The sequence below is a fragment of the Pseudomonas sp. LB-090624 genome (assembly GCF_003205205.1).
Classification (GTDB): Bacteria; Pseudomonadota; Gammaproteobacteria; order Pseudomonadales; family Pseudomonadaceae; genus Aquipseudomonas.
Genome location: NZ_QJRL01000032.1, coordinates 29,723 through 48,198, shown reverse-complemented (window position 1 = coordinate 48,198; position 18,476 = coordinate 29,723). Strand labels below are relative to the sequence as shown.

18 protein-coding genes are annotated in these 18,476 nt (G+C 62.6%); 8 read left to right on the top strand and 10 right to left on the bottom strand.

What is annotated here, in order from left to right; genetic code table 11:
• Positions 1–247 precede the first annotated feature (247 nt).
• The 3 genes from mksB to mksF are packed head-to-tail and all read left to right on the top strand — an operon-like array spanning position 248 to position 5,062.
• A complete protein-coding gene (mksB, locus tag DMX11_RS22210; protein WP_110746880.1) occupies positions 248–1,537 on the top strand; it encodes an Mks condensin complex protein MksB in 1,290 nt (429 codons plus the stop codon).
• Entirely contained in the window at positions 1,527–2,234 is a 708-nt protein-coding gene (mksE, locus tag DMX11_RS22205; protein ID WP_110746878.1) for an Mks condensin complex protein MksE, read from the top strand. Before mksB ends, mksE begins: the two co-directional genes overlap by 11 nt.
• Complete coding sequence (gene mksF, locus DMX11_RS22200) at positions 2,231–5,062, top strand: Mks condensin complex protein MksF (protein ID WP_110746876.1); 2,832 nt, start codon at positions 2,231–2,233, stop codon at positions 5,060–5,062. Before mksE ends, mksF begins: the two co-directional genes overlap by 4 nt.
• A 150-nt stretch (positions 5,063–5,212) precedes the next feature.
• Here mksF and DMX11_RS22195 read toward each other — a convergent pair whose 3' ends face one another.
• The 5 genes from DMX11_RS22195 to rplU form a co-directional block, all read right to left on the bottom strand.
• Entirely contained in the window at positions 5,213–5,674 is a 462-nt protein-coding gene (locus DMX11_RS22195) for a CreA family protein (protein WP_110746874.1), read from the bottom strand.
• The gene (proB, locus tag DMX11_RS22190; protein WP_110746871.1) at positions 5,671–6,789 is read right to left on the bottom strand and encodes a glutamate 5-kinase; all 1,119 of its coding nucleotides are present in this window, start codon (positions 6,787–6,789) and stop codon (positions 5,671–5,673) included. The genes DMX11_RS22195 and proB overlap by 4 nt, the downstream gene beginning before the upstream one ends.
• Before the next feature lie 85 nt (positions 6,790–6,874).
• Positions 6,875–8,101, bottom strand: a complete 1,227-nt coding sequence (cgtA, locus tag DMX11_RS22185; protein WP_110746869.1) for an Obg family GTPase CgtA — start codon at positions 8,099–8,101, stop codon at positions 6,875–6,877.
• 188 nt (positions 8,102–8,289) lie between these two features.
• Positions 8,290–8,547 (bottom strand): 50S ribosomal protein L27, encoded by a 258-nt coding sequence (gene rpmA / locus DMX11_RS22180; RefSeq protein ID WP_003247464.1) that lies wholly within the window; start codon positions 8,545–8,547, stop codon positions 8,290–8,292.
• Positions 8,548–8,585: 38 nt separating this feature from the next.
• Positions 8,586–8,900, bottom strand: coding sequence for a 50S ribosomal protein L21 (gene rplU, locus DMX11_RS22175; protein WP_003247466.1), 315 nt, complete (start codon positions 8,898–8,900; stop codon positions 8,586–8,588).
• A 244-nt stretch (positions 8,901–9,144) separates the two neighbouring features.
• Between rplU and DMX11_RS22170 the strand changes: the two genes are divergently transcribed.
• The 3 genes from DMX11_RS22170 to DMX11_RS22160 all read left to right on the top strand — a co-directional run bounded on the left by DMX11_RS22170 (position 9,145) and on the right by DMX11_RS22160 (position 10,944).
• A complete protein-coding gene (locus tag DMX11_RS22170; RefSeq protein ID WP_010951940.1) occupies positions 9,145–10,113 on the top strand; it encodes a polyprenyl synthetase family protein in 969 nt (322 codons plus the stop codon).
• A 159-nt stretch (positions 10,114–10,272) separates the two neighbouring features.
• Positions 10,273–10,614: a zinc ribbon domain-containing protein YjdM gene (locus tag DMX11_RS22165; protein ID WP_010951939.1), complete on the top strand. Its 342-nt coding sequence runs from the start codon at positions 10,273–10,275 to the stop codon at positions 10,612–10,614.
• A gap of 84 nt (positions 10,615–10,698) precedes the next feature.
• Complete coding sequence (locus DMX11_RS22160; RefSeq protein ID WP_003256316.1) at positions 10,699–10,944, top strand: hypothetical protein; 246 nt, start codon at positions 10,699–10,701, stop codon at positions 10,942–10,944.
• A 26-nt stretch (positions 10,945–10,970) separates the two neighbouring features.
• Here DMX11_RS22160 and DMX11_RS22155 read toward each other — a convergent pair whose 3' ends face one another.
• The 5 genes from DMX11_RS22155 to DMX11_RS22135 all read right to left on the bottom strand — a co-directional run bounded on the left by DMX11_RS22155 (position 10,971) and on the right by DMX11_RS22135 (position 15,671).
• On the bottom strand, positions 10,971–11,588 hold the full coding sequence (locus DMX11_RS22155; RefSeq protein ID WP_110746867.1) for an FKBP-type peptidyl-prolyl cis-trans isomerase: 618 nt from the start codon (positions 11,586–11,588) through the stop codon (positions 10,971–10,973).
• Positions 11,589–11,673: 85 nt separating this feature from the next.
• On the bottom strand, positions 11,674–11,979 hold the full coding sequence (locus tag DMX11_RS22150; protein WP_110746864.1) for a DUF6482 family protein: 306 nt from the start codon (positions 11,977–11,979) through the stop codon (positions 11,674–11,676).
• A 160-nt stretch (positions 11,980–12,139) separates the two neighbouring features.
• Positions 12,140–12,628, bottom strand: a complete 489-nt coding sequence (locus DMX11_RS22145; protein ID WP_003247486.1) for a TIGR00645 family protein — start codon at positions 12,626–12,628, stop codon at positions 12,140–12,142.
• Positions 12,629–12,731: 103 nt separating this feature from the next.
• Positions 12,732–13,070, bottom strand: coding sequence for a hypothetical protein (locus DMX11_RS22140; protein WP_003247487.1), 339 nt, complete (start codon positions 13,068–13,070; stop codon positions 12,732–12,734).
• Between the two features lie 162 nt (positions 13,071–13,232).
• Positions 13,233–15,671 carry a Lon protease family protein gene (locus DMX11_RS22135; RefSeq protein ID WP_110746862.1) on the bottom strand — a complete coding sequence of 813 codons (2,439 nt, stop codon included), beginning with the start codon at positions 15,669–15,671 and terminating at the stop codon, positions 13,233–13,235.
• A gap of 261 nt (positions 15,672–15,932) precedes the next feature.
• On the opposite strand from DMX11_RS22135, the gene DMX11_RS22130 reads away from it, so the two are divergent.
• Together DMX11_RS22130 and DMX11_RS22125 are read left to right on the top strand one after the other, a co-directional pair.
• On the top strand, positions 15,933–16,421 hold the full coding sequence (locus tag DMX11_RS22130) for a DUF3015 domain-containing protein (RefSeq protein WP_012270426.1): 489 nt from the start codon (positions 15,933–15,935) through the stop codon (positions 16,419–16,421).
• A gap of 72 nt (positions 16,422–16,493) precedes the next feature.
• Positions 16,494–18,347: a DUF4105 domain-containing protein gene (locus DMX11_RS22125; RefSeq protein WP_110746860.1), complete on the top strand. Its 1,854-nt coding sequence runs from the start codon at positions 16,494–16,496 to the stop codon at positions 18,345–18,347.
• Positions 18,348–18,476: the final 129 nt, after the last annotated feature.

Below are 18,476 nucleotides of genomic sequence, written 5' to 3'. Positions count from 1 at the left end.
GGTCAGCAAGGGGCGGGGTTCCGAGGGGGTGGAGGCAAATGGGCATTCTAACGTGGACGCCTTGGTTTTTGCATCGCCGATCAGACCGAGCGCCGCGCGGGCGCCGTTCGGTCTCACACCCACCATCTGGACAACGCCCTGCACCTGCACAACCCATGGTTATTTCTCATTACAGACCAAGGGGTGAAAACCTCCCCCCCGGATGCAGTACAATCGCCCCCTTTTTCTTGGCAACGAGTCGAAGCCAATGATCGAACCCAAGCGCGTCCTGCGCGCCCTAGCCGAACACTGGGCCCTGATCGAGCCGCTGTGCGAGCGTTTCGACCAGGGCACCCTGAGCCTGGTCGAACTGCGCCAGCATGTGGCCCGTCAGCAGGTCGAGAGTACCCCGCAGGACATCACCCAGCTGCTCGACGTGTGGATCCGCCTGGATATCCTGGTCCCGGTGGCAAAGAGCCCGAACCGTTTCGAGCTCAACGCGCAGATCCACGACTTCCTCGCCTACCTGCGCCGCGAACACCGCCTGGGCCTGTGCCTGGAGATCGAGGCCTACCTGCGCCACCTGGAGCGCCTTGCCGGGCACATCCAGGATGCCTTCGACAACCGTGACAGTGACGACCTGGCACGCCAGCTGCGCCTGCTCGACATGCGCGTGCGCGATGTGCTGAAAAAGCTCGACAATGACGAACAGGCGCTGGTGGCCGTAGCCGAACGGGCCAAGACCAGCAACCGGCAGATTCCCCTGCGCCAGCGTTATGCCGAAGTACTGGCGACCTGGGACGAATATGTCGAGCCGATGATCCAGCTGGTCAACGCCGACGGGGCCTTCGAGCAAGGCGTGCGCAAGGTCGAGACCGTGCTGCTGAAACTGCTGGGTGAACAGGCGCGCCTGGGCCACCTGGTCGACGACGACATGCTGCTCCGCACCCATGCGCGCATCCTGGAAATGCAGACCAGCGCCCAGCTGACCTTGCGCCACGCCCGCGAACTGCTGCTGCCGCTACGCGAAGAAGCGCGCCGGCACAACGCCGTCACCCGTGGCGCCGCCTTGGCCCTGTCGGTGATCCGGCGCAAGGGCATCGATGCCGTGCCTCAAGCGGCCATGCCGATGTTTACCCGCCCGCAAAGCACTTTCCTCGGCAGCGCCAGCCAGGTCGAAGCCTATGTGTACGCCCTGGCCCGTTTCGAGCCCAAGCCGGCGCGCTTCCCCAAGGCCCACAAGACCCAGTCCGGCGCCCTGCCCCGCGCCCCACGCACCGTCAAGGAAATGGCCGAACGCTGCGAGCAGGCCTTGCCGCTGCCCGACCTGATGGTCTGGCTGCTGGAGCAGGAGCCCGACGGTGCCACCGACGAACTGCTGTACTGGTTCTCGCGCCTGTCGCGAGAAAAGCGCTTCAAGCGCGAACGCCTCGACCGTCGCGAATACACCACCCAGGAACACCTGGTCAGCCTGCGTTCGTTCGCCCTGACCTCCAGCCGCGAAGACGCCGCCAGCGCGCCTACCGAACCCAACGCGAGCCCAGCCCATGCATCTTGATCTTTCCGAACTGTCCCAGCTCGCGCCGATCTTCCGCGAGCTGTTCAAAGGCTTCCACGTCAGCCGCCGCGACCCCGAGCTGTACGCCCAGCTGTCGAACTTCCAGGACCAGTACCGCACCCTGTTCAAGGCCCTGGGCTTCGAACTGGTGTGCGATACCCGTGGCTTCTACTACTTCGTCCCGGACATGACCGCCGCGCAGGTCAACAAGACCGCGCAGCGCCTGTCGCTGTTCACCTTCATCCTGGTCGAGCACCTGGCTGACCAGGGCCGCGACCCGATGGCCGTGCTCGACGGCGGCAGCATCGGCCGCGACGAACTGCCCTCGCTGCTGGACAAGTACCGCGACCTGTTCCTGCAGGCTGAAGTGCAGACCGTGGACGAGCTGGAAGAGAAAATCCTGCGCCGCATGACTCAACTTGGCTTCGCCCATGAAGAAGGCGGCATCTACCGGTTCCTGCCGCCGATGCACCGCTTCCTGGATGTGTGCCTGTCGGTACAGCAGGACCGCGACCTGGCCGCCACCCTGCACAGCGCCTTGCCGCTGCCGACGCCGGTACTGGTCGAGGAAGAAAGCCCCGAAGAACTCAACCGCACCGAAGACCCGCTCGACCTCACGCCTTTCGAGGGCGAGGAAAGCGAAGAGGACGCCCTGGCCCGGGCCATCCGCGAAGAGCAACAGGAGATTGACGCATGAGCCAGGAACGCTACGGCATCCGCCGCTTTGCATTGCTCAACACCGCCGGCTACAGCCTTGGCCTGTTCCCGCTGGAGCACCCGTTGTCAGTGTACGGCGCCAACAACCTGGGTAAATCTGCGTCGATCAACGCGCTACAGTTCCCGATCCTGGCGCGCATGTCGGACATGAGCTTCGGCAAGTACAGCCTCGAGCAGTCGCGCCGCTTCTACTTCGCCAGCGACACCTCTTACATTCTCTGCGAGCTGAGCCTACCCCACGGCCCGCACGTAATCGGCGTGGTCGGCCGCGGGCCGGGCGGTGGTTTCGGCCACCAGTTCTTCGCCTACAAGGGCGAGCTGGACCTGGCCCATTACCAGAAGAACGACACCTGCCTGCGCCAGAAAGAGCTGTTCACCAACCTCGAGCGCCTCGGTATCAAGGCCTATGAGCTGAAGCCGGACGAGCTGCGCCGGTTGCTGGTGGGCGGCCACACTTCGGTGCCGCTGGACCTGACCATGATTCCGCTGCGCTCCACCAGCGAGCAAAGCCTGAAAACCTTCCGCGCGCTGTTCATCAACCTGCTGCACATGCGCGAAATCACCGCGGCCAAGCTGAAGCAGCTGTTCCTCGACGCCTTCGAGCACAGCCTGCGCTCTGGCAGCGTCGACTACATCGCTGCCTGCGAAGAGGCCTTCCGCGACGTGCGCCGCATGGAGCAGGACTACAACGCCCTGGTTGCTGCCGGCCCGCTGGTCGAGGCCCTGGCGGGCGGTGTGGCCCAGCGCGATATCCTGCGCGGCAAGCTGCACCGCATTTCTCCGGTGCTCGACACCCTGCTGGGCACCTGGCAGGAATACGCCATGGCGCGCAAGGAGGAGCTGGTAATCCAGTCCGAGCACTACCGTGGCGAGCAGGACCGGCTGCAGAACGATCAGCGCGGTGGCACTCAGGAGCTGATGCGCCTGGAACGCGAAATCACCGGTATCCAGCGCTGGCTGGGGGAGCTGTCGGTGCTCAAGCACCGCTTTGCCCTGGTCGATGACGTCAAGGTCCTGGAGCAGCAACTGCTGGCCGCCAAGGACGCCCACGACGAACTGGCCGGCGCCCTGGCCCAGTCGCGGCAGTTCAGCGCCGAAGACCTCGACGAGCGCGTGCGCGACCTGGAAAAGCGCCTGAAGCAGGTCAGGCAACAACTCGACCACGCCGACAACAACAGCTACGCCCGTCTGCGCGAAGAGTTCTCCCAACAGGACGTCGACCGCCTGATGCGCCTGTTCAACGGCGCGCTGTTCAGCCTGCCGCTGGGCGATCGTGGCATAGAACTGGACGATAGCGACCTGTGGGTCAAGTCGTTGGAAGCGGTACTGGACGGTTTCAAGGGCGAGCGCTTCGAAGCCCCGGGCCTGGCCATCGACCTGACCAACATCGACCCGCCGGCACTGCAGGCGCTGGCCGACCGCGCGGCCCTGCGCGACCAGAAAGAGCGCCTGGAAAAAGAGCTGAAACAGCTCAAGACCCAGCAGGCCGTAGCCGCTGACCGCTCCGCCTCCAAGGCGCAAACCGAAACCCTGTACCAAGAAGTGCTGGACGCGCAGAAGGCGCTGGAAGACTTCCGCCGCAGCGAAACCCTCGCTGCCGAAGAACCAGAGAAGCTGGAACAGCTGTCGCAGCTGGAGGCCGCCCAGGACGAACTCAAGCGCTCCAGCGATGCCTTCACCGAGCGCGTCCAGCAACTGTCGGCCAAGCTGCAGCTGGTCGGCCGCCAGATCGGCGATCTCGAATCCAAGCAGCGCACCCTGGAAGACGCCCTGCGCCGTCGCCAGCTGCTGCCGGCCGACCTGCCCTACGGTACGCCGTTCATGGAAGCCATCGACGACTCGATGGACAACCTGCTGCCGCTGCTCAACGACTATCAGGACAGCTGGCAGGGCCTGCAACGCGTCGACAACCAGATCGAAGCGCTCTACGCGCAGGTGCGCCTGAAAGGCGTTGCCAAGTTCGACAGCGAAGACGACATGGAGCGCCGCCTGCAACTGCTGGTGAACGCCTATGCCCACCGTACCGACGAAGCCCTGACCCTGGCCAAGGCCCGCCGCGCGGCGGTTACCGACATTGCCCGGACCCTGCGCAACATCCGCAGCGACTACGACAGCCTCGAGCACCAGTTGGCCCTGTTCAACCGCGAGATCAACAAGCGCCAAGTGTCCAACCTGGAAAGCTTCCGCGTGGTGCTGGCGCCGAACAAGGAAGCGCTCAAGCACATCGACCAGATCATCCACAGTGCGGGCCAGTACGAAGAAGGCGAAACCCTGTCGGTGTTCGACCTGACCCAAAGCGCCGAGCAGGACAACAAGAACGAAGAGGCCAAGGAGTACCTGGCGCGGCTGGTGGCGGCCAACCACAACCAGCTGGGCTTGAAGGATCTGTTCGAGTTGGCGTTCGAGATCACCAAGGTCAACGGCCAGCCGATCATCCACGCCGACATCGACGGTGCAGCCTCCAACGGCACCACCATGACCATCAAGGCGCTGACCAACATGTACTTGTTGCTGCACCTGATGGACCGCGATCTGGCTGGGCGCATCCGCCTGCCGTACTACCTGGACGAAGCGGCAGACATTGACGAACGCAACCAGGCGGCACTGCTGGAAACCAGCCTGCAACTGGGCTTCGTGCCGATTCTGGCGAGTGTGAAGCCGCAGGTATCGGCGCGCGTTGCGATCGACCTGGAAGGTGGCAGCGGGCCGAATGGCATCTACATCGACGAGGCGGACTGGAAGTTCATCAGCCGTCTGGATGAGGTCAAGGCGGTTGTACGCGAGGACCAGGCCGAGGAACTGGCCTAATATTGGGTATTGGGGCCGCTTGGCGGCCCATTCGCGGGACAAGCCCGCTCCCACAGGCTCCTCGCAGACCTTGAAGCCTGCATGGTACTTGTGGGCGCGGGCTTGCCCCGCGAATGGAAGCCGCAGGCCTCCCGGCAACCTACCAGGCTATCAATGAGCCCAAGGCAGTATCGGAATTGCGGTTACCGCGTTCTGCGGGCTGCCCTCGATCATGCGGTCGCTGTACACCAGGTACACCAGCGTATTGCGTTTCTTGTCCAGAAAGCGCACCACCTGCATGGTCTTGAACACCAGCGAGGTGCGCTCCTTGAACACCTCCTCGCCATCTTTCAACTCACCCTTGAAATTGATCGGCCCGACCTGACGGCAGGCGATCGAAGCCTCCGCGCGGTCTTCCGCCAAGCCCAAGCCCCCCTTCACGCCGCCGGTCTTGGCACGCGACAGGTAGCAGGTCACGCCCTCGACCTTGGGGTCGTCAAAGGCCTCGACCACAATCCGGTCGTTCGGCCCAAGAAACTTGAACACGGTGGACACCTGGCCGATCTCCTCAGCCCCGGCCAGCATAGGCAGCGCCAACGCCACCACGGCGATCGCGCGCGTGAAGAGGCTCATACCAGCACCAGGTTGTCGCGGTGGACCAGTTCAGGCTCGGCGATATAGCCCAGGGCAGCTTCGATAGCATCCGACGGCTGGCCAATGATCTTCTGCGCCTCCAGGGCGCTGTAGTTAGCCAGCCCACGAGCCACCTCGACACCGTCCGGGCCGACGCACACCACCATCTCGCCACGGCGGAAGCTGCCTTGCACGGTCTTGACGCCAACCGGCAACAGGCTCTTGTTGGCCTGGCGCAGCGCCTGCACGGCACCAGCATCCAGCACCAGGGTGCCACGGGTTTGCAGGTGGCCGGCCAGCCACTGTTTGCGTGCAGCGAGCATGCCGCGCTCGGGCGATAGCAAGGTACCCAGCCGCTCGCCAGCCTTGAGGCGGTCGAGCACGCGCTCGATGCGGCCACCAATGATGATGGTATGGGCACCGGAACGGGCGGCCAGGCGGGCGGCTCGCAGCTTGGTCTGCATGCCGCCACGGCCCAGGGCACCACCGGTACCACCGGCCACGGCATCCAGCGTCGGGTCGTCGGCACGGGCTTCGTAGATCAGCTGGGCTTCGGGGTTGTTGCGCGGGTCGGCGTCGAACATGCCGTCACGGTCGGTAAGGATCACCAGCAAGTCAGCCTCGACCAGGTTGGCCACCAGCGCCGCGAGGGTGTCGTTGTCGCCGAAGCGGATCTCGTCGGTGACCACGGTGTCGTTTTCGTTGATCACCGGCACCACACCCAGGTCGACCAGGGTCCGCAGCGTGCTGCGGGCGTTCAGGTAACGCTTGCGGTCGGACAAGTCGTCATGGGTCAGCAGGATCTGCGCGGTGTGCTTGCCGTGTTCGCCGAAGCTCGATTCCCAGGCCTGTACCAGACGCATCTGGCCGATCGAGGCAGCCGCCTGCAGCTCGTTCATCGCGCTCGGTCGCGAGGTCCAGCCCAGCTGGCTCATGCCGGCAGCCACGGCCCCGGAGGAGACCAGTACCAACTCCACGCCTGCCTCACGCAGCGCGACCATCTGCTCGACCCAAACGGCCATGGCACCGCGGTCGAGGCCCTTGCCATCGGCGGTCAGCAGAGCACTGCCAATCTTCACGACCCAGCGCTTGGCGCCCGTCACCTTGCTTCGCATCTTCTTCCAACCTATGTCGAATCTGTAGATACCGTGGACACAAAAACGCCGCTCCAGAGAGCGGCGTTTAGTGTACTGCAACCGGTCAGTCGCGCACGTAAATGATTTCCGGGCCGTCTTCGTCGTCCTCGAAATCATCGTCCCAACCGTCATCGTCGCCAATGTCGTGCACGCTCTTGACGCCGGTACGGCGCAGGGTACGGGCGTCGTCCAGGGCCTGCAGCTGGGCACGGGCTTCGTCTTCGATACGCTGGTCGAGGTCGGCCAGCTCTTCGGCGTAGGCCGGGTCGTTGGCCAGGCGGTCGGCGCGGTCTTCAAGGTAGCGCATCAGGTCGTGGCTGAGCTTGTCGGTGCCCTGCTTGGAAATAGCCGAGATCACGTAGACCGGGCCTTCCCACTCCAGACGATCGATCACTTCCTGCACACGCTCGTCACGCTCGTCGTCCATGACCATATCGGCCTTGTTCAGCACCAGCCAGCGCTCACGCTCGGCCAGCGACGGGCTGAAGCGGGTCAGCTCGTTGACGATGACTTCGGCGGCATCGGCCGGGCTGCTTTCGTCCAGCGGCGCGATGTCCACCAGGTGCAGCAGCACGCGCGTACGCGCCAGGTGCTTGAGGAAGCGAATACCCAGACCGGCACCTTCAGAGGCGCCTTCGATCAGGCCGGGGATGTCGGCGATGACGAAGCTCTTCCAGCGGTCGACGCTGACCACGCCCAGGTTTGGCACCAGGGTAGTGAACGGGTAGTCGGCGACTTTCGGCTTGGCGGCCGAGACCGAACGGATGAAGGTACTCTTGCCAGCGTTCGGCAAGCCCAGCAGGCCGACGTCGGCCAACACCTTCATTTCCATCTTCAGGTCACGCTGCTCACCCGGTTTGCCTGGGGTGGTCTGGCGCGGTGCACGGTTGGTGCTCGACTTGAAACGGGTGTTGCCCAGCCCGTGCCAGCCACCTTGCGCGACCATCAGCTTCTGGCCGGGGGTAACCAGGTCACCGATCACTTCCTGTGTGGAAGCATCGATCACGGTGGTGCCGACCGGCACGCGCAGGAACAGGTCTTCACCCTTCTTGCCGGTGCAGTCGGTGCTACCGCCGTTGGAGCCGCGCTGGGCTTCGTGGTGACGGGTGTAGCGGTAGTCGACCAGGGTGTTCAGGTTCTCGTCAGCAACCATGTACACCGAGCCGCCGTCACCGCCGTCACCACCGTTAGGGCCACCGTTCTCGATGAACTTCTCGCGACGGAAGCTCATGCAACCGTTGCCGCCGTCACCGGCTTTGACCCGAATCGAAACTTCGTCAACAAACTTCATTAAAACCGCCTCTCGTCGGCAGACGAGCTGAATGACTCAAAAACATGAGGCTCTTGCAAAAATGAGCGCGGCGGCCCCGTACGACCGTAGAAACCAACGCCGGCAACCCAGACAAACAGCTTTGCAAGAGGCTCACCACAAACGAAAAAGCCCCGTCGCATGACGGGGCTTCTGGAGCGACGTCGCGATTAAGCGGCGACGATGCTCACGTAACGGCGCATGAACTCGCCTTTCTTCTCGAACTTGATCACGCCTTCGATCTTGGCGAACAAGGTGTGGTCCTTGCCCATGCCAACGCCGTAGCCAGCGTGGAATTCGGTGCCGCGCTGACGGACGATGATGTTGCCTGGCTTGATAACCTGGCCGCCATACATCTTCACGCCAAGGCGTTTAGATTCTGAGTCGCGACCGTTACGAGTACTACCACCAGCCTTCTTGTGAGCCATGGTTCAATTCTCCAAATAAATTCAGGGGATCTAGGGGATTAAGCCTGGATGCCGGTGATTTTGATCTCGGTGAACCACTGGCGGTGGCCCATACGCTTCATGTGGTGCTTACGACGACGGAACTTGATGATGCGAACCTTGTCGTGGCGGCCTTGCGAAACGACTTCGGCCACTACTTTAGCGCCAGCAACAACTGGAGCACCGATGGTGACTTCTTCACCGTTGGCGACCAGCAGAACGCGATCGAAGGTCACGGATTCGCCAGTGGCGACTTCCAGTTTTTCGATCTTGAGGAATTCACCTTCAGCGACTTTGTACTGCTTGCCGCCGGTAACGATTACTGCGTAAGACATGGTATTTCTCCGATAATCCTGCTCACCCAGCGCTTTATATGATGAGTATTGGCTGGCATGGCTGCACAGGGCTGGAACGGCCCGGTGCAATTGCGTAAGGCAGGTGCTGCCCAGGAAGTTAGGGTGCGCGATTGTACGCAACCGCGGTTTTGCTTGCAAGTACCGCCCCCGGCCAGCTGGCACCGCGCCTTGACACACCGGGACCTGCGACCTAGCATGCCGCGCAACCTCACTGGAGCAGCCGATGCAACCCCAAACCTTCTACCGTGCGGTGGCTGATGATTTCAGCGCCGTCGACGAGATCATCAAGAAGCAGCTGACCTCGCGCGTGCCGCTGGTATCGAAGATCGGCGACTATATCACGTCTGCCGGTGGCAAGCGCCTGCGTCCCCTGCTGGTACTGCTGTGTGGCAAGGCCCTGGGCCGCGAAGGCGACGACCTGCGCCTGCTGGCCGCCACCATCGAATTCCTGCACACCGCCACCCTGCTGCACGATGACGTGGTCGACATGTCCGGCATGCGCCGTGGCCGCTCCACCGCCAATGCCTTGTGGGGCAACGCGCCAAGCGTACTGGTGGGCGACTTCCTTTATTCGCGCTCGTTCGAAATGATGGTCGAACTGGGCTCGATGCCGGTCATGCAGATCCTGTCAAAGGCCACCCGGGTGATTGCCGAAGGTGAAGTGCTGCAGCTGTCGCGGGTACGCGACGCCAGCACCACCGAGGAAGTCTACATGGAGGTCATTCGCGGCAAGACCGCCATGCTGTTCGAGGCCTCCACCCACAGCGCCGCGGCGCTGGCCCAAGCCACCGACGAGCAGCGCGAAGCCCTGCGTACCTTCGGCGACCACCTGGGCGTGGCTTTCCAGCTGGTGGACGACCTGCTGGACTACAAGGGCGACTCGCAGACCCTGGGCAAGAACGTCGGTGACGACCTGGCCGAGGGCAAGCCTACCCTGCCGCTGATCTACACCATGCGCGAAGGCACTGCCGAGCAGGCTGCACTGGTGCGCCAGGCAATCCAGAAGGGTGGCCTGGAAGACCTGGAGCAGATTCGTGTAGCGGTCGAGGAATCAGGTGCGCTGAAGTACACCGCTGAACTGGCGCGCGACTACGTGAAACGTGCCATTGCCTGCCTCGAAGTGCTGCCCGCCAGTGAATACCGGGATGCGCTGGTTGAACTGAGCGAGTTCGCGGTCGCACGCACTCACTGACAGACTGGGCCATCTTCCTTCGCGGGCAAGCCCGCTCCTGCGCCATCGGCGGGGAGCAGGCTTGCCCGCGATGTTTTTGTCCGGACATAATCCCTTCCAGAAAAATACCTTTTACAATGCAGGCCTTTAACCGCCCGTCTGTTTGTTTGAGGAACCGAAGTGAGCACTCTGCCACCCTGCCCGAAATGCAACTCCGAATACACCTATGAGGATGGCACTCAGCTGATCTGCCCTGAATGTGCCCACGAGTGGTCGGCCAGCGGCGACGCCGAGGCGGCCAGCGACGATGTGGTGAAGAAAGATTCGGTCGGCAACATCCTGCAGGACGGCGATACCGTCACCGTGATCAAGGACCTGAAGGTCAAGGGTTCGTCCCTGGTGGTCAAGGTCGGCACCAAGGTCAAGAACATCCGCCTGTGCGACGGCGACCACGATATCGACTGCAAGATCGATGGCATCGGCGCCATGAAGCTGAAGTCCGAGTTCGTCCGCAAAGTCTGATCAGGCAAAAAACCGCCAATTGGCGCTTGCTATTTTGATAATAAGAATTATTCTCATTGGAACTGCTATCCAAGGAGAATAGCCATGACTTATCTGATCGACGCCTGGCTGGACCGCCCTCACCCCTACCTGCGCATTCTTCATCGAGAAACCGGCGAAGTGTGCGCGGTGCTTGAAGAAGAAGCCCTCGACGAACTGCGTGACCAGGGAGACCTGGACATGAGCGGGCTGAATTCGAGCGAACCGGGGGTGCTCAAGGAACTGGTGCGGAATCTGTTTCTGTTCTGCTATGCGCGGGCATTGCGCCCGGGGGGGACAGACTGGAATTGAGGCCGGCACTGCCGGCCTCAAGGCGCTTACAGAACGTCGAGCAGCTCGACGTCGAACACCAGTACGCTGTGCGGCGGGATGCTGCCAACGCCTTGGGCGCCGTAAGCCAGCTCGCTCGGCACATACAGGCGCCATTTGCTGCCAGCGTTCATCAGCTGCAAGGCTTCGGTCCAGCCAGCGATCACGCCGCCTACCGGGAATTCAGCCGGTTGGCCACGCTCGTAGGAGCTGTCGAACACGGTGCCGTCGATCAGGGTGCCGTGATAGTGCGTGCGCACGTTGTCTTCACGGCTTGGCTTGGCGCCTTCACCTGCGGTCAGTACTTCGAACTGCAGGCCCGAAGCCAGGGTAGTGATGCCGTCACGCTTGGCGTTCTCGACCAAAAATTCTTTGCCAGCGGCAGCAGCGGCTTCGGCCTTGGCAGCAGCCTCGGCTTGCATCACCTCGCGGATGACCTTGAAGCTGGCCGACAGGTCGGCTTCGCTGACGCGGCTGTCAGCGCCATTGAAGGCGTCGGTCAGGCCGGCCAGGATGGCTTCCAGGCTAACGCCTGGTGGCGGGTTGTCGCGCAGCTGGCCGCCCAGCTGACGGCCGATGCCGTAGCTAACGCGGGTTTCGTCGGTGGACAGGTTGAGTTCGGACATTGTCGTGCTCCACTGCAGGGCGCAGTGCAGCCGCGCCCTTGATGAAAAGGGCGAGCAGCCTAGCACACTGGGGCCCGGCGAGCAGCTACCAGGCCGAACGCTGGGAAATCGGTACCTTCAGGTCTTCTTGCGGGTGGGTGCCCATGCCGCACATCTCATCCTGCACCGACCAGTGCACCAGGTTCATCGAGACCATGGGAACGGTTTGCAGCAATTGACGGGCGTCCTCCACCGAGCGCACGCGCAAGCGTTCACCACGAGAGTCGGACAAAGGATGGGCACGACCTTTAACGCGCGCTTCGAGCAGGTAGTCACCGCCCTCGATGGCGATCAGGTTCAGTTCGTCGACATGGCCAGCCCTGGCCTCGGTATTGAGCTGATGCAGGTTCATGAAAGCACCTCGCTGGTGGAACCACGCATGAGTGCTCATTTTTTGTACAGGAAAGAAGAATACACAAGTCAAGACTGACGCCGCTCGTCAGTTGGGCCTCGATCTCTGAGGGAGCGGGCATGCCCGCCCCCACAGAAATTGCAGTGAGGCCTGGCAGGACTCAGTGCTTGGTCAGCTTGTCCAGGTAGCCCATGCAGAATGCCGAGACTACGAAGGTCATGTGGATGATCACGTACCACATCAGGTAGTCAGTGGAGATGTTCTGCGCATCCATGAATACCCGCAGCAGGTGGATGGAGGAAATTGCCACGATCGACGCGGCCACCTTCATCTTCAGCGACGAAGAGTCCATCTTGCCCAGCCAGTTGAGCTTTTCCTTGCTTTCGTCGATGTCCAGTTGCGAGACGAAGTTCTCGTAGCCGGAAATCATCACCATCACCAGCAGGCCGCCCACCAGCGACATGTCGATCAGCGACAGGATCACCAGGATCAAGTCGGCTTCGCTGAGGGCAAAGACGTTGGGCAGGACGTGGACCACTTCCTGGAAGAATTTCAGCGCCAGGGCCAGCAGGCCGAGGGACAGGCCGAAGTAGATCGGGGCGAGCAGCCAGCGCGAGGCGTACATCGCGTTTTCGAGGATACGTTCCATGGAGGGTTTTGAGACTCGTCAGGTGACTGAAAAACGACGGCGAGTATAGCCAGCCACCTGTTACAGCAAAAGCCCGGGGGCTGCGGAGCAGCCCCGGCAATCTTCAGGTCTCAGGGTGAAACTGGTAATCCCCCAGGTTGCGACACCGCTCGCCATTGATCCGCCGCAACTGCGCCTGCAAATGCAAACACCAGATCTGCGGGTCCTCGGCGACCTGGTACCCATGCAGGGTCAGGCTGTCGACAATGGCATTGAGCACCGACTCAGCCACCAGCGGCCCATGAAACGGCCCCTGTGCCTTGATCGCGGAGGGTTGTTCACCGGCCATGCCGGCGGCGAACAGCAACGTCCACATGCCGTTGTCTCCGGCCAGCGGGCGGATGCTGCATTCGATACGGGTCACCAGGCCCAGGCACTGGCGTGTGAGGCTGAGGTTGCGCATGGCCGCGTCCCCTCCAATGAGCCTTGTTCAGCCCGAAACCCTCAGGCTGTTTCCATCCTGAACGCTGTACTGTCCTTAAGTTCCAGCATAGAAGAACAGGACAGAAAGATGGAAAACCGGCGCTGAACGGTAGCACATCGCCGCCAGCGCCGGTTTATTGACTCAAGCCGGTTTGGCCTGGGCAATCATGTCTTCAAGGCGCTCCTTTTCCGCCTTCTCGATGTCTTCCTCACTGATCATTTCGGCGATTTCACGCAGCCGCTCCACCACCCGGGCGTTGACGCTGCCCTCGGCGAACTGGCCCTTGTCATCCAGCCCCCCGGCCTCCTCGCCCACCAGCAGGCTCAGGGCCTCGTCGGCCTGGCTGACCGCGTAGACGTGGAACATGCCGTTCTCCACCGCTTGCAGTACGCGTTCGTCGAGCATCAAGGTGGCGACGTTGGCACGCGGGATGATCACCCCCTGCTCGCCAGTCAGGCCACGCGCCTCGCACAGGCGGAAGAAGCCTTCGATCTTCTCGTTGACCCCACCCACCGCCTGCACTTCACCAAACTGGTTGATCGAGCCCGTGATGGCAAAGCACTGTTTGAGGGGCGTGCGCGACAGTGCCGAGATCAGCGTGCAGGCTTCACCCAGCGAGGCGCTGTCGCCGTCCACGTAGCCGTAGGACTGTTCCAGGGCAATGCTCGCGGAAATGGCCAGCGGGAACTCCTGTGCGTAGCGGCTGCCCAGGTAACCGGTGAGGATCATCACCCCCTTGGAGTGGATCGGCTGGCCAAGGTTGACCTCGCGCTCGATGTCGACGATGCCGCTGCCGCCCGGGTATACGGTGGCCGATATCCGCGCGGGCATGCCGAATGCCGAATCACCCACCTCCAGCACGGTCAGGCCGTTGCACTTACCAATCGCAGCCCCTTCTGTGTCGATCAGGATGATGCCGGCGAGCATGTCGTCCAGCACCCGCTGGGACACCCGCCCGGTGCGGGTGGCCTTGGCCTTCAGCGCACGCTCGATGTGGCCGGCGTCGGTCATTTCGTCACTGGCCAGTTGGCGGATGAAATCGGCTTCGCTGACCAACTGGAACAGGTCGCCGATGCGCGCCGACAACCGCGACTGGTTTTCGGCCAGGCGCGCGCTGAAGGTCGCCAGGCGTGCAACCGCATCGCTGGTCAGCGGCGCCATGCCCTCCTCGTTGGTACGGGTGCGCAACAATTGGGCGAACTGCTCGAGGTTTTCGTCCACCATCGGCATGTCTTCGTCGAAGTCGACCAGCACGCGGAACATCTCCTGGAAGTCCGAGTCATGGTCCTGCAGTGCGTAGTACAGCTGGCGCGAGCCGATGATCACCAGTTTGACGTTGAGCGGGATCATCTGCGGCTGCAGGCTGACGGTGGCGACCCGGCCCAGCTCACCGATCGGCGACTCCATCTTCAGCTTGCGCGACTGCAACGCACGCTTGAGCGCATCCCATACGAACGGCTCGCCCAGCATCTTCTCGGCTTCAAGAATCAGGAAGCCGCCATTGGCCCGGTGCAGCGCGCCCGGGCGCAGCTGACGATACGAGGTGTACAGCGCGCCTTGGTCGGTGCTGTATTCGATACGGCCGAACAGGTTGTCGTAGGTCGGGTGCGGCTCGAACACCACCGGTGCGCCGCCATCCGCGTGATGGCCGACTACCAGGCTGGGGGCGTACTGCTCTTCGAGCAACTTGCGCGCGACGGCGTCAGTCTTGCTGTCATCGACCAGTTGTTCGACCACGGTGCGCAGCAAGTTCAGTTGCAGCGATTGCAGGTAGGCGCAGACTGCCGCGTTTTCGGCGTACTTCTCCGACAACGGCGCCAGCAGCGGCTGCAGGGCCAGGGTAATGGTTTCTTCGTTGAGCTGGCGCAGCTGGTTGTTCGATTCGCGCTTCCATTGCGGCAGGCTGGCCAGTTCTTCGTTCAACTGCTCCTCAAGCTGGGCGATGTCCTCGTGGAACTGCTCGCGCACCTCTTCCGGCAACTGGGCGAACTCGGCCTCATCCAGCGCCTTACCGTCGGCCATCGGGGTGAAGGCGACGTTGCTGGAGTCGCGGTACAACGCCACGTCCTTCTCGAGCGACGCACGCTCGATCACATCCAGGGCGCGGTCGTAGCGCTGGTTGAAGGCGCGATCGATAGCGCCCTTCTTCTGCTGGTAGGAGGGGTGCTCGAACACCGCCGGGAAGGTCGACAGCAGGTTGTCGATCAAGCCCCCCATGTCGGTGATGAACTCGGCGGCGCTGCCCGAAGGCAATTCCAGTGCACGCGGTTCGCGCGTGTCGTCGAAGTGGTTGACGTAGACCCAGTCGGCCGGGGTCTGCTGACGCTTGCCCTCGGCCTTGAGGTACCGTTTGACGAACGAGAAGCGGCCGGTGCCGGGCTCGCCCATCACATACACGTTGTAACCGGGGCGCGGCATTGCCACGCCGAACTGCAGGGCCTCGACAGCACGTTCTTGGCCCAGGACTCCGCGAAACGGCTCCAGATCGTCGGTATTGGTAAAGGCAAACTGCTCGGGCGAGAAACGCCGGGTCAGGGCTTCAGGCGCGAGACGCAGGCGCGCAGCGACAGGATCGGGCATTGGGTTTCCTTACTTCGGCGGGGCAGATACGCAGCATTCTGGCGCTGCCCGCGCGCGCCTTGCAAGGCTCCACGGGACTTTATATCGCAGCAGGTCGCAGCCAACGCAGGTGATGTCACAGCAAATTTTTCGCAATCAACAACGCAACCTTTAGATCGTGCCTAAACTCCAAGCTGCGCGGGTGGGTGAAATGCTTTCCCGACCTGGCAACCGAGTTGCCAGAAACCCTGACCCTTGGTTAAGACAAAGAGAACAAATGCTATGAAACGGATTCTTCTGGGTACTCTGTTCACCGTAGTCTCGCTCAACGCCATGGCTGAAGCGCCAGGCGGCCCGAACTGCGGCTGGGGCAACATGCTGTTCGAAGGCCAGCGCGGCACGCCGGCACACTTCCTGGCTTCCACCACCAACGGCACCTCTGGTAACGCCACCTTCGGCATGACCTCCGGCACCAACGGCTGCTCGACCAAGGCTTCGCTGACCTACGGCGGCAAGTCCTGGTTCGCCATGAATGGCATGATGAACGAACTGTCCGAAGACATGGCCATGGGCCAGGGCGAAGCACTGACCACCTATGCCGTGGTCCTCGGCGTAGCTCCGGAAGACCGTGGTTACTTCAACTCGGTCACCCACCAGCACTTCAACCAGATCTTCAGCAGTGCCGACGTCACTGCCGAAACTGTCCACAGCAACACCCTGGCCGTTCTGAAGAGCGACCCACGCCTGGCCAAATACGCTACCGAGGCCTAAGCACTGCTGCTCCCGCCCCACCACGGGGCGGGTTTCGCCTTTTTCGGCATCGTTTAGAAGTAGTTGCCCGATATGCTCAAACGCCTCGCTGCCCTGGCGCTGTGTGCCTGCGCCCCTGTTCATGCCGCACCCGTGCTGGATCAAGGCCGTCTCCAGCAACTGGCCAACACCCCCTACTGGATCGCCCTGGGCCATTACGAAACCGCCAAGCTCGGCGGCTGGCGCAGCTATGTGGACGATGACGCGTTCTTCCTGGCCGAAGATGGCGCCCACCACCCCGACCAGGAGCTGCAAGCGACGGTCGATGCGCTGTATGCCCCAGCCAGCCTCGGCGACAAGCATGCCCAATGCGTATTCCCGGCGCGCACCCGCTGGCTGCGCGAGCAGTTGAACCTGCAAGGCTTGCCGCAACCGGACTGCCAGGAGTTCAAGACCTGGTACAAGTCGATCGACCCGCACAGCGCCGCGTTGATCTTCCCGGCGGCCTACCTGAACAGCCCATCGTCGATGTTCGGCCACACCCTGCTGCGCATCGACCAGTCCAACACCCGTAGCGACGACACCACGCTACTGAGCTACGCAATCAACTTCGGTGCCTACATCGAAGGCAGCGACAACAGCATCCTGTATGCCTGGAAGGGCCTGATGGGCGGCTATCCAGGGCTGTTCGCGCTGATGCCCTACCAGGAAAAACTCTCCGAATACCGCAGCCTGGAAAACCGCGACCTGTGGGAATACCAGCTGGACCTGACCCCGGCAGAAACCGGGCGCATGGTCGAACACGTGTGGGAGCTGAAGCAGATCCAGTTCGACTACTTCTTTTTCGACGAAAACTGCTCGTACCGCCTGCTGGAGCTGCTGCAGGTCGCCCGGCCGAGCCTGGACCTGACCTCGCAGTTCCCGCTGACCGCCATCCCAACCGATACGGTGAAAGCCGTGAAACAGTCCGGCATGGTCGCCAGCGAAACCTACCGCCCCTCGCGCGAACGTGAACTGCTGGCCCGCGCCGAGCCACTCGACCATGACGAAAAGCGCCAGGTGCTGGCCGTCAGCGCCGACACCACGCAATTGCAAAGCCCCGACTTCAAAGCCTTGCCCCGCGAACGCCAGGCGCTGGTACAGGATGCTGCGTATCGCCTGGAGCGCTACCGTGCCAATGGCCAGGAACGCGACCCCGGGCAAGCCAAGCGCAGCTTCGAGCTGCTGCGGGCGATCAACAGCAACCCGCCGCCGCCGCTGCAGATAGAGCGCCCCGGCCTGCCTGAGGACGGCCATGATTCGCGCACCTGGCAGCTGGGCGTGGGCACCCGTGAAGACCGTGCCTACGCCGAGTACGGCCTGCGCATGGCCTACCACGACCTGAACGACAATGCCTATGGCTTCCCGCTGGGCGCGCAGATCGAAATCCTGCAGTTGAAGGTGCGCCAATACGAAGGCAACGACTGGCAGATACAACGCCTGGATTTAGCCACCATCCGTTCACTGACACCCCGTAACGAGCTGCTCAAGCCGTGGTCCTGGCAAGTGGCTGGCGGTCTGGAGCGGGTGCCGGGCAAGCATGATGACGAAGTCCTGGTAAGCCATGTGAATGGCGGCGCCGGGGGTACTTGGCAACTGGCCGATGGCTTGCTGGGCTTTGCCTTGGGCACGGTGCGGGTCGAGCACCACAACGACTTCGCCGAGTTCATTGCCCCGGCGGCGGGGTTCAATGGCGGGCTGCTGTGGCGCAACGGGCTGGGCAACATGACGCTGGAGGCCAAGGGCGACTATTTCACCAACGGCGAGGTGCGGCGCAGTGTGAGCCTGAACCAGCAGTGGGAGATCAGCCAGAACCTGGGGTTGCGGCTGAGTGCCTCGCGGGAATTCAGCCACCTGGCTACGGCGCAAAACGAGGTGATGCTGGAGCTGAAGTGGTATCACTACTGAGGCCGCTTTGGGGCCTTTCGCGGGCAAGCCCGCGAATTGGCCAGCCAGGCTGGCAAAGCAGTGTGACTGAACCAACTCTTTGACACTGTTTTGACACCTATCCGACAAATCGCCACCTAGACTTTCCAC

Excerpts from the sequence above, each read along its gene's own strand:
- DMX11_RS22140 (WP_003247487.1), bottom strand. The coding sequence starts at position 13,070 with ATGCGCAACCTCAGCCTCACACGCCAGTGCCTGGGCCTGGTGACCCGT.
- rpmA (WP_003247464.1), bottom strand. The coding sequence starts at position 8,547 with ATGGCTCACAAGAAGGCTGGTGGTAGTACTCGTAACGGTCGCGACTCA.
- mksF (WP_110746876.1), top strand. The coding sequence starts at position 2,231 with ATGAGCCAGGAACGCTACGGCATCCGCCGCTTTGCATTGCTCAACACC.
- mksE (WP_110746878.1), top strand. The coding sequence starts at position 1,527 with ATGCATCTTGATCTTTCCGAACTGTCCCAGCTCGCGCCGATCTTCCGC.
- DMX11_RS22195 (WP_110746874.1), bottom strand. The coding sequence starts at position 5,674 with ATGAGCCTCTTCACGCGCGCGATCGCCGTGGTGGCGTTGGCGCTGCCT.
- mksB (WP_110746880.1), top strand. The coding sequence starts at position 248 with ATGATCGAACCCAAGCGCGTCCTGCGCGCCCTAGCCGAACACTGGGCC.
- proB (WP_110746871.1), bottom strand. The coding sequence starts at position 6,789 with ATGCGAAGCAAGGTGACGGGCGCCAAGCGCTGGGTCGTGAAGATTGGC.
- DMX11_RS22135 (WP_110746862.1), bottom strand. The coding sequence starts at position 15,671 with ATGCCCGATCCTGTCGCTGCGCGCCTGCGTCTCGCGCCTGAAGCCCTG.
- DMX11_RS22125 (WP_110746860.1), top strand. The coding sequence starts at position 16,494 with ATGCTCAAACGCCTCGCTGCCCTGGCGCTGTGTGCCTGCGCCCCTGTT.
- DMX11_RS22160 (WP_003256316.1), top strand. The coding sequence starts at position 10,699 with ATGACTTATCTGATCGACGCCTGGCTGGACCGCCCTCACCCCTACCTG.
- DMX11_RS22155 (WP_110746867.1), bottom strand. The coding sequence starts at position 11,588 with ATGTCCGAACTCAACCTGTCCACCGACGAAACCCGCGTTAGCTACGGC.
- DMX11_RS22150 (WP_110746864.1), bottom strand. The coding sequence starts at position 11,979 with ATGAACCTGCATCAGCTCAATACCGAGGCCAGGGCTGGCCATGTCGAC.
- DMX11_RS22130 (WP_012270426.1), top strand. The coding sequence starts at position 15,933 with ATGAAACGGATTCTTCTGGGTACTCTGTTCACCGTAGTCTCGCTCAAC.
- rplU (WP_003247466.1), bottom strand. The coding sequence starts at position 8,900 with ATGTCTTACGCAGTAATCGTTACCGGCGGCAAGCAGTACAAAGTCGCT.
- cgtA (WP_110746869.1), bottom strand. The coding sequence starts at position 8,101 with ATGAAGTTTGTTGACGAAGTTTCGATTCGGGTCAAAGCCGGTGACGGC.
- DMX11_RS22170 (WP_010951940.1), top strand. The coding sequence starts at position 9,145 with ATGCAACCCCAAACCTTCTACCGTGCGGTGGCTGATGATTTCAGCGCC.
- DMX11_RS22145 (WP_003247486.1), bottom strand. The coding sequence starts at position 12,628 with ATGGAACGTATCCTCGAAAACGCGATGTACGCCTCGCGCTGGCTGCTC.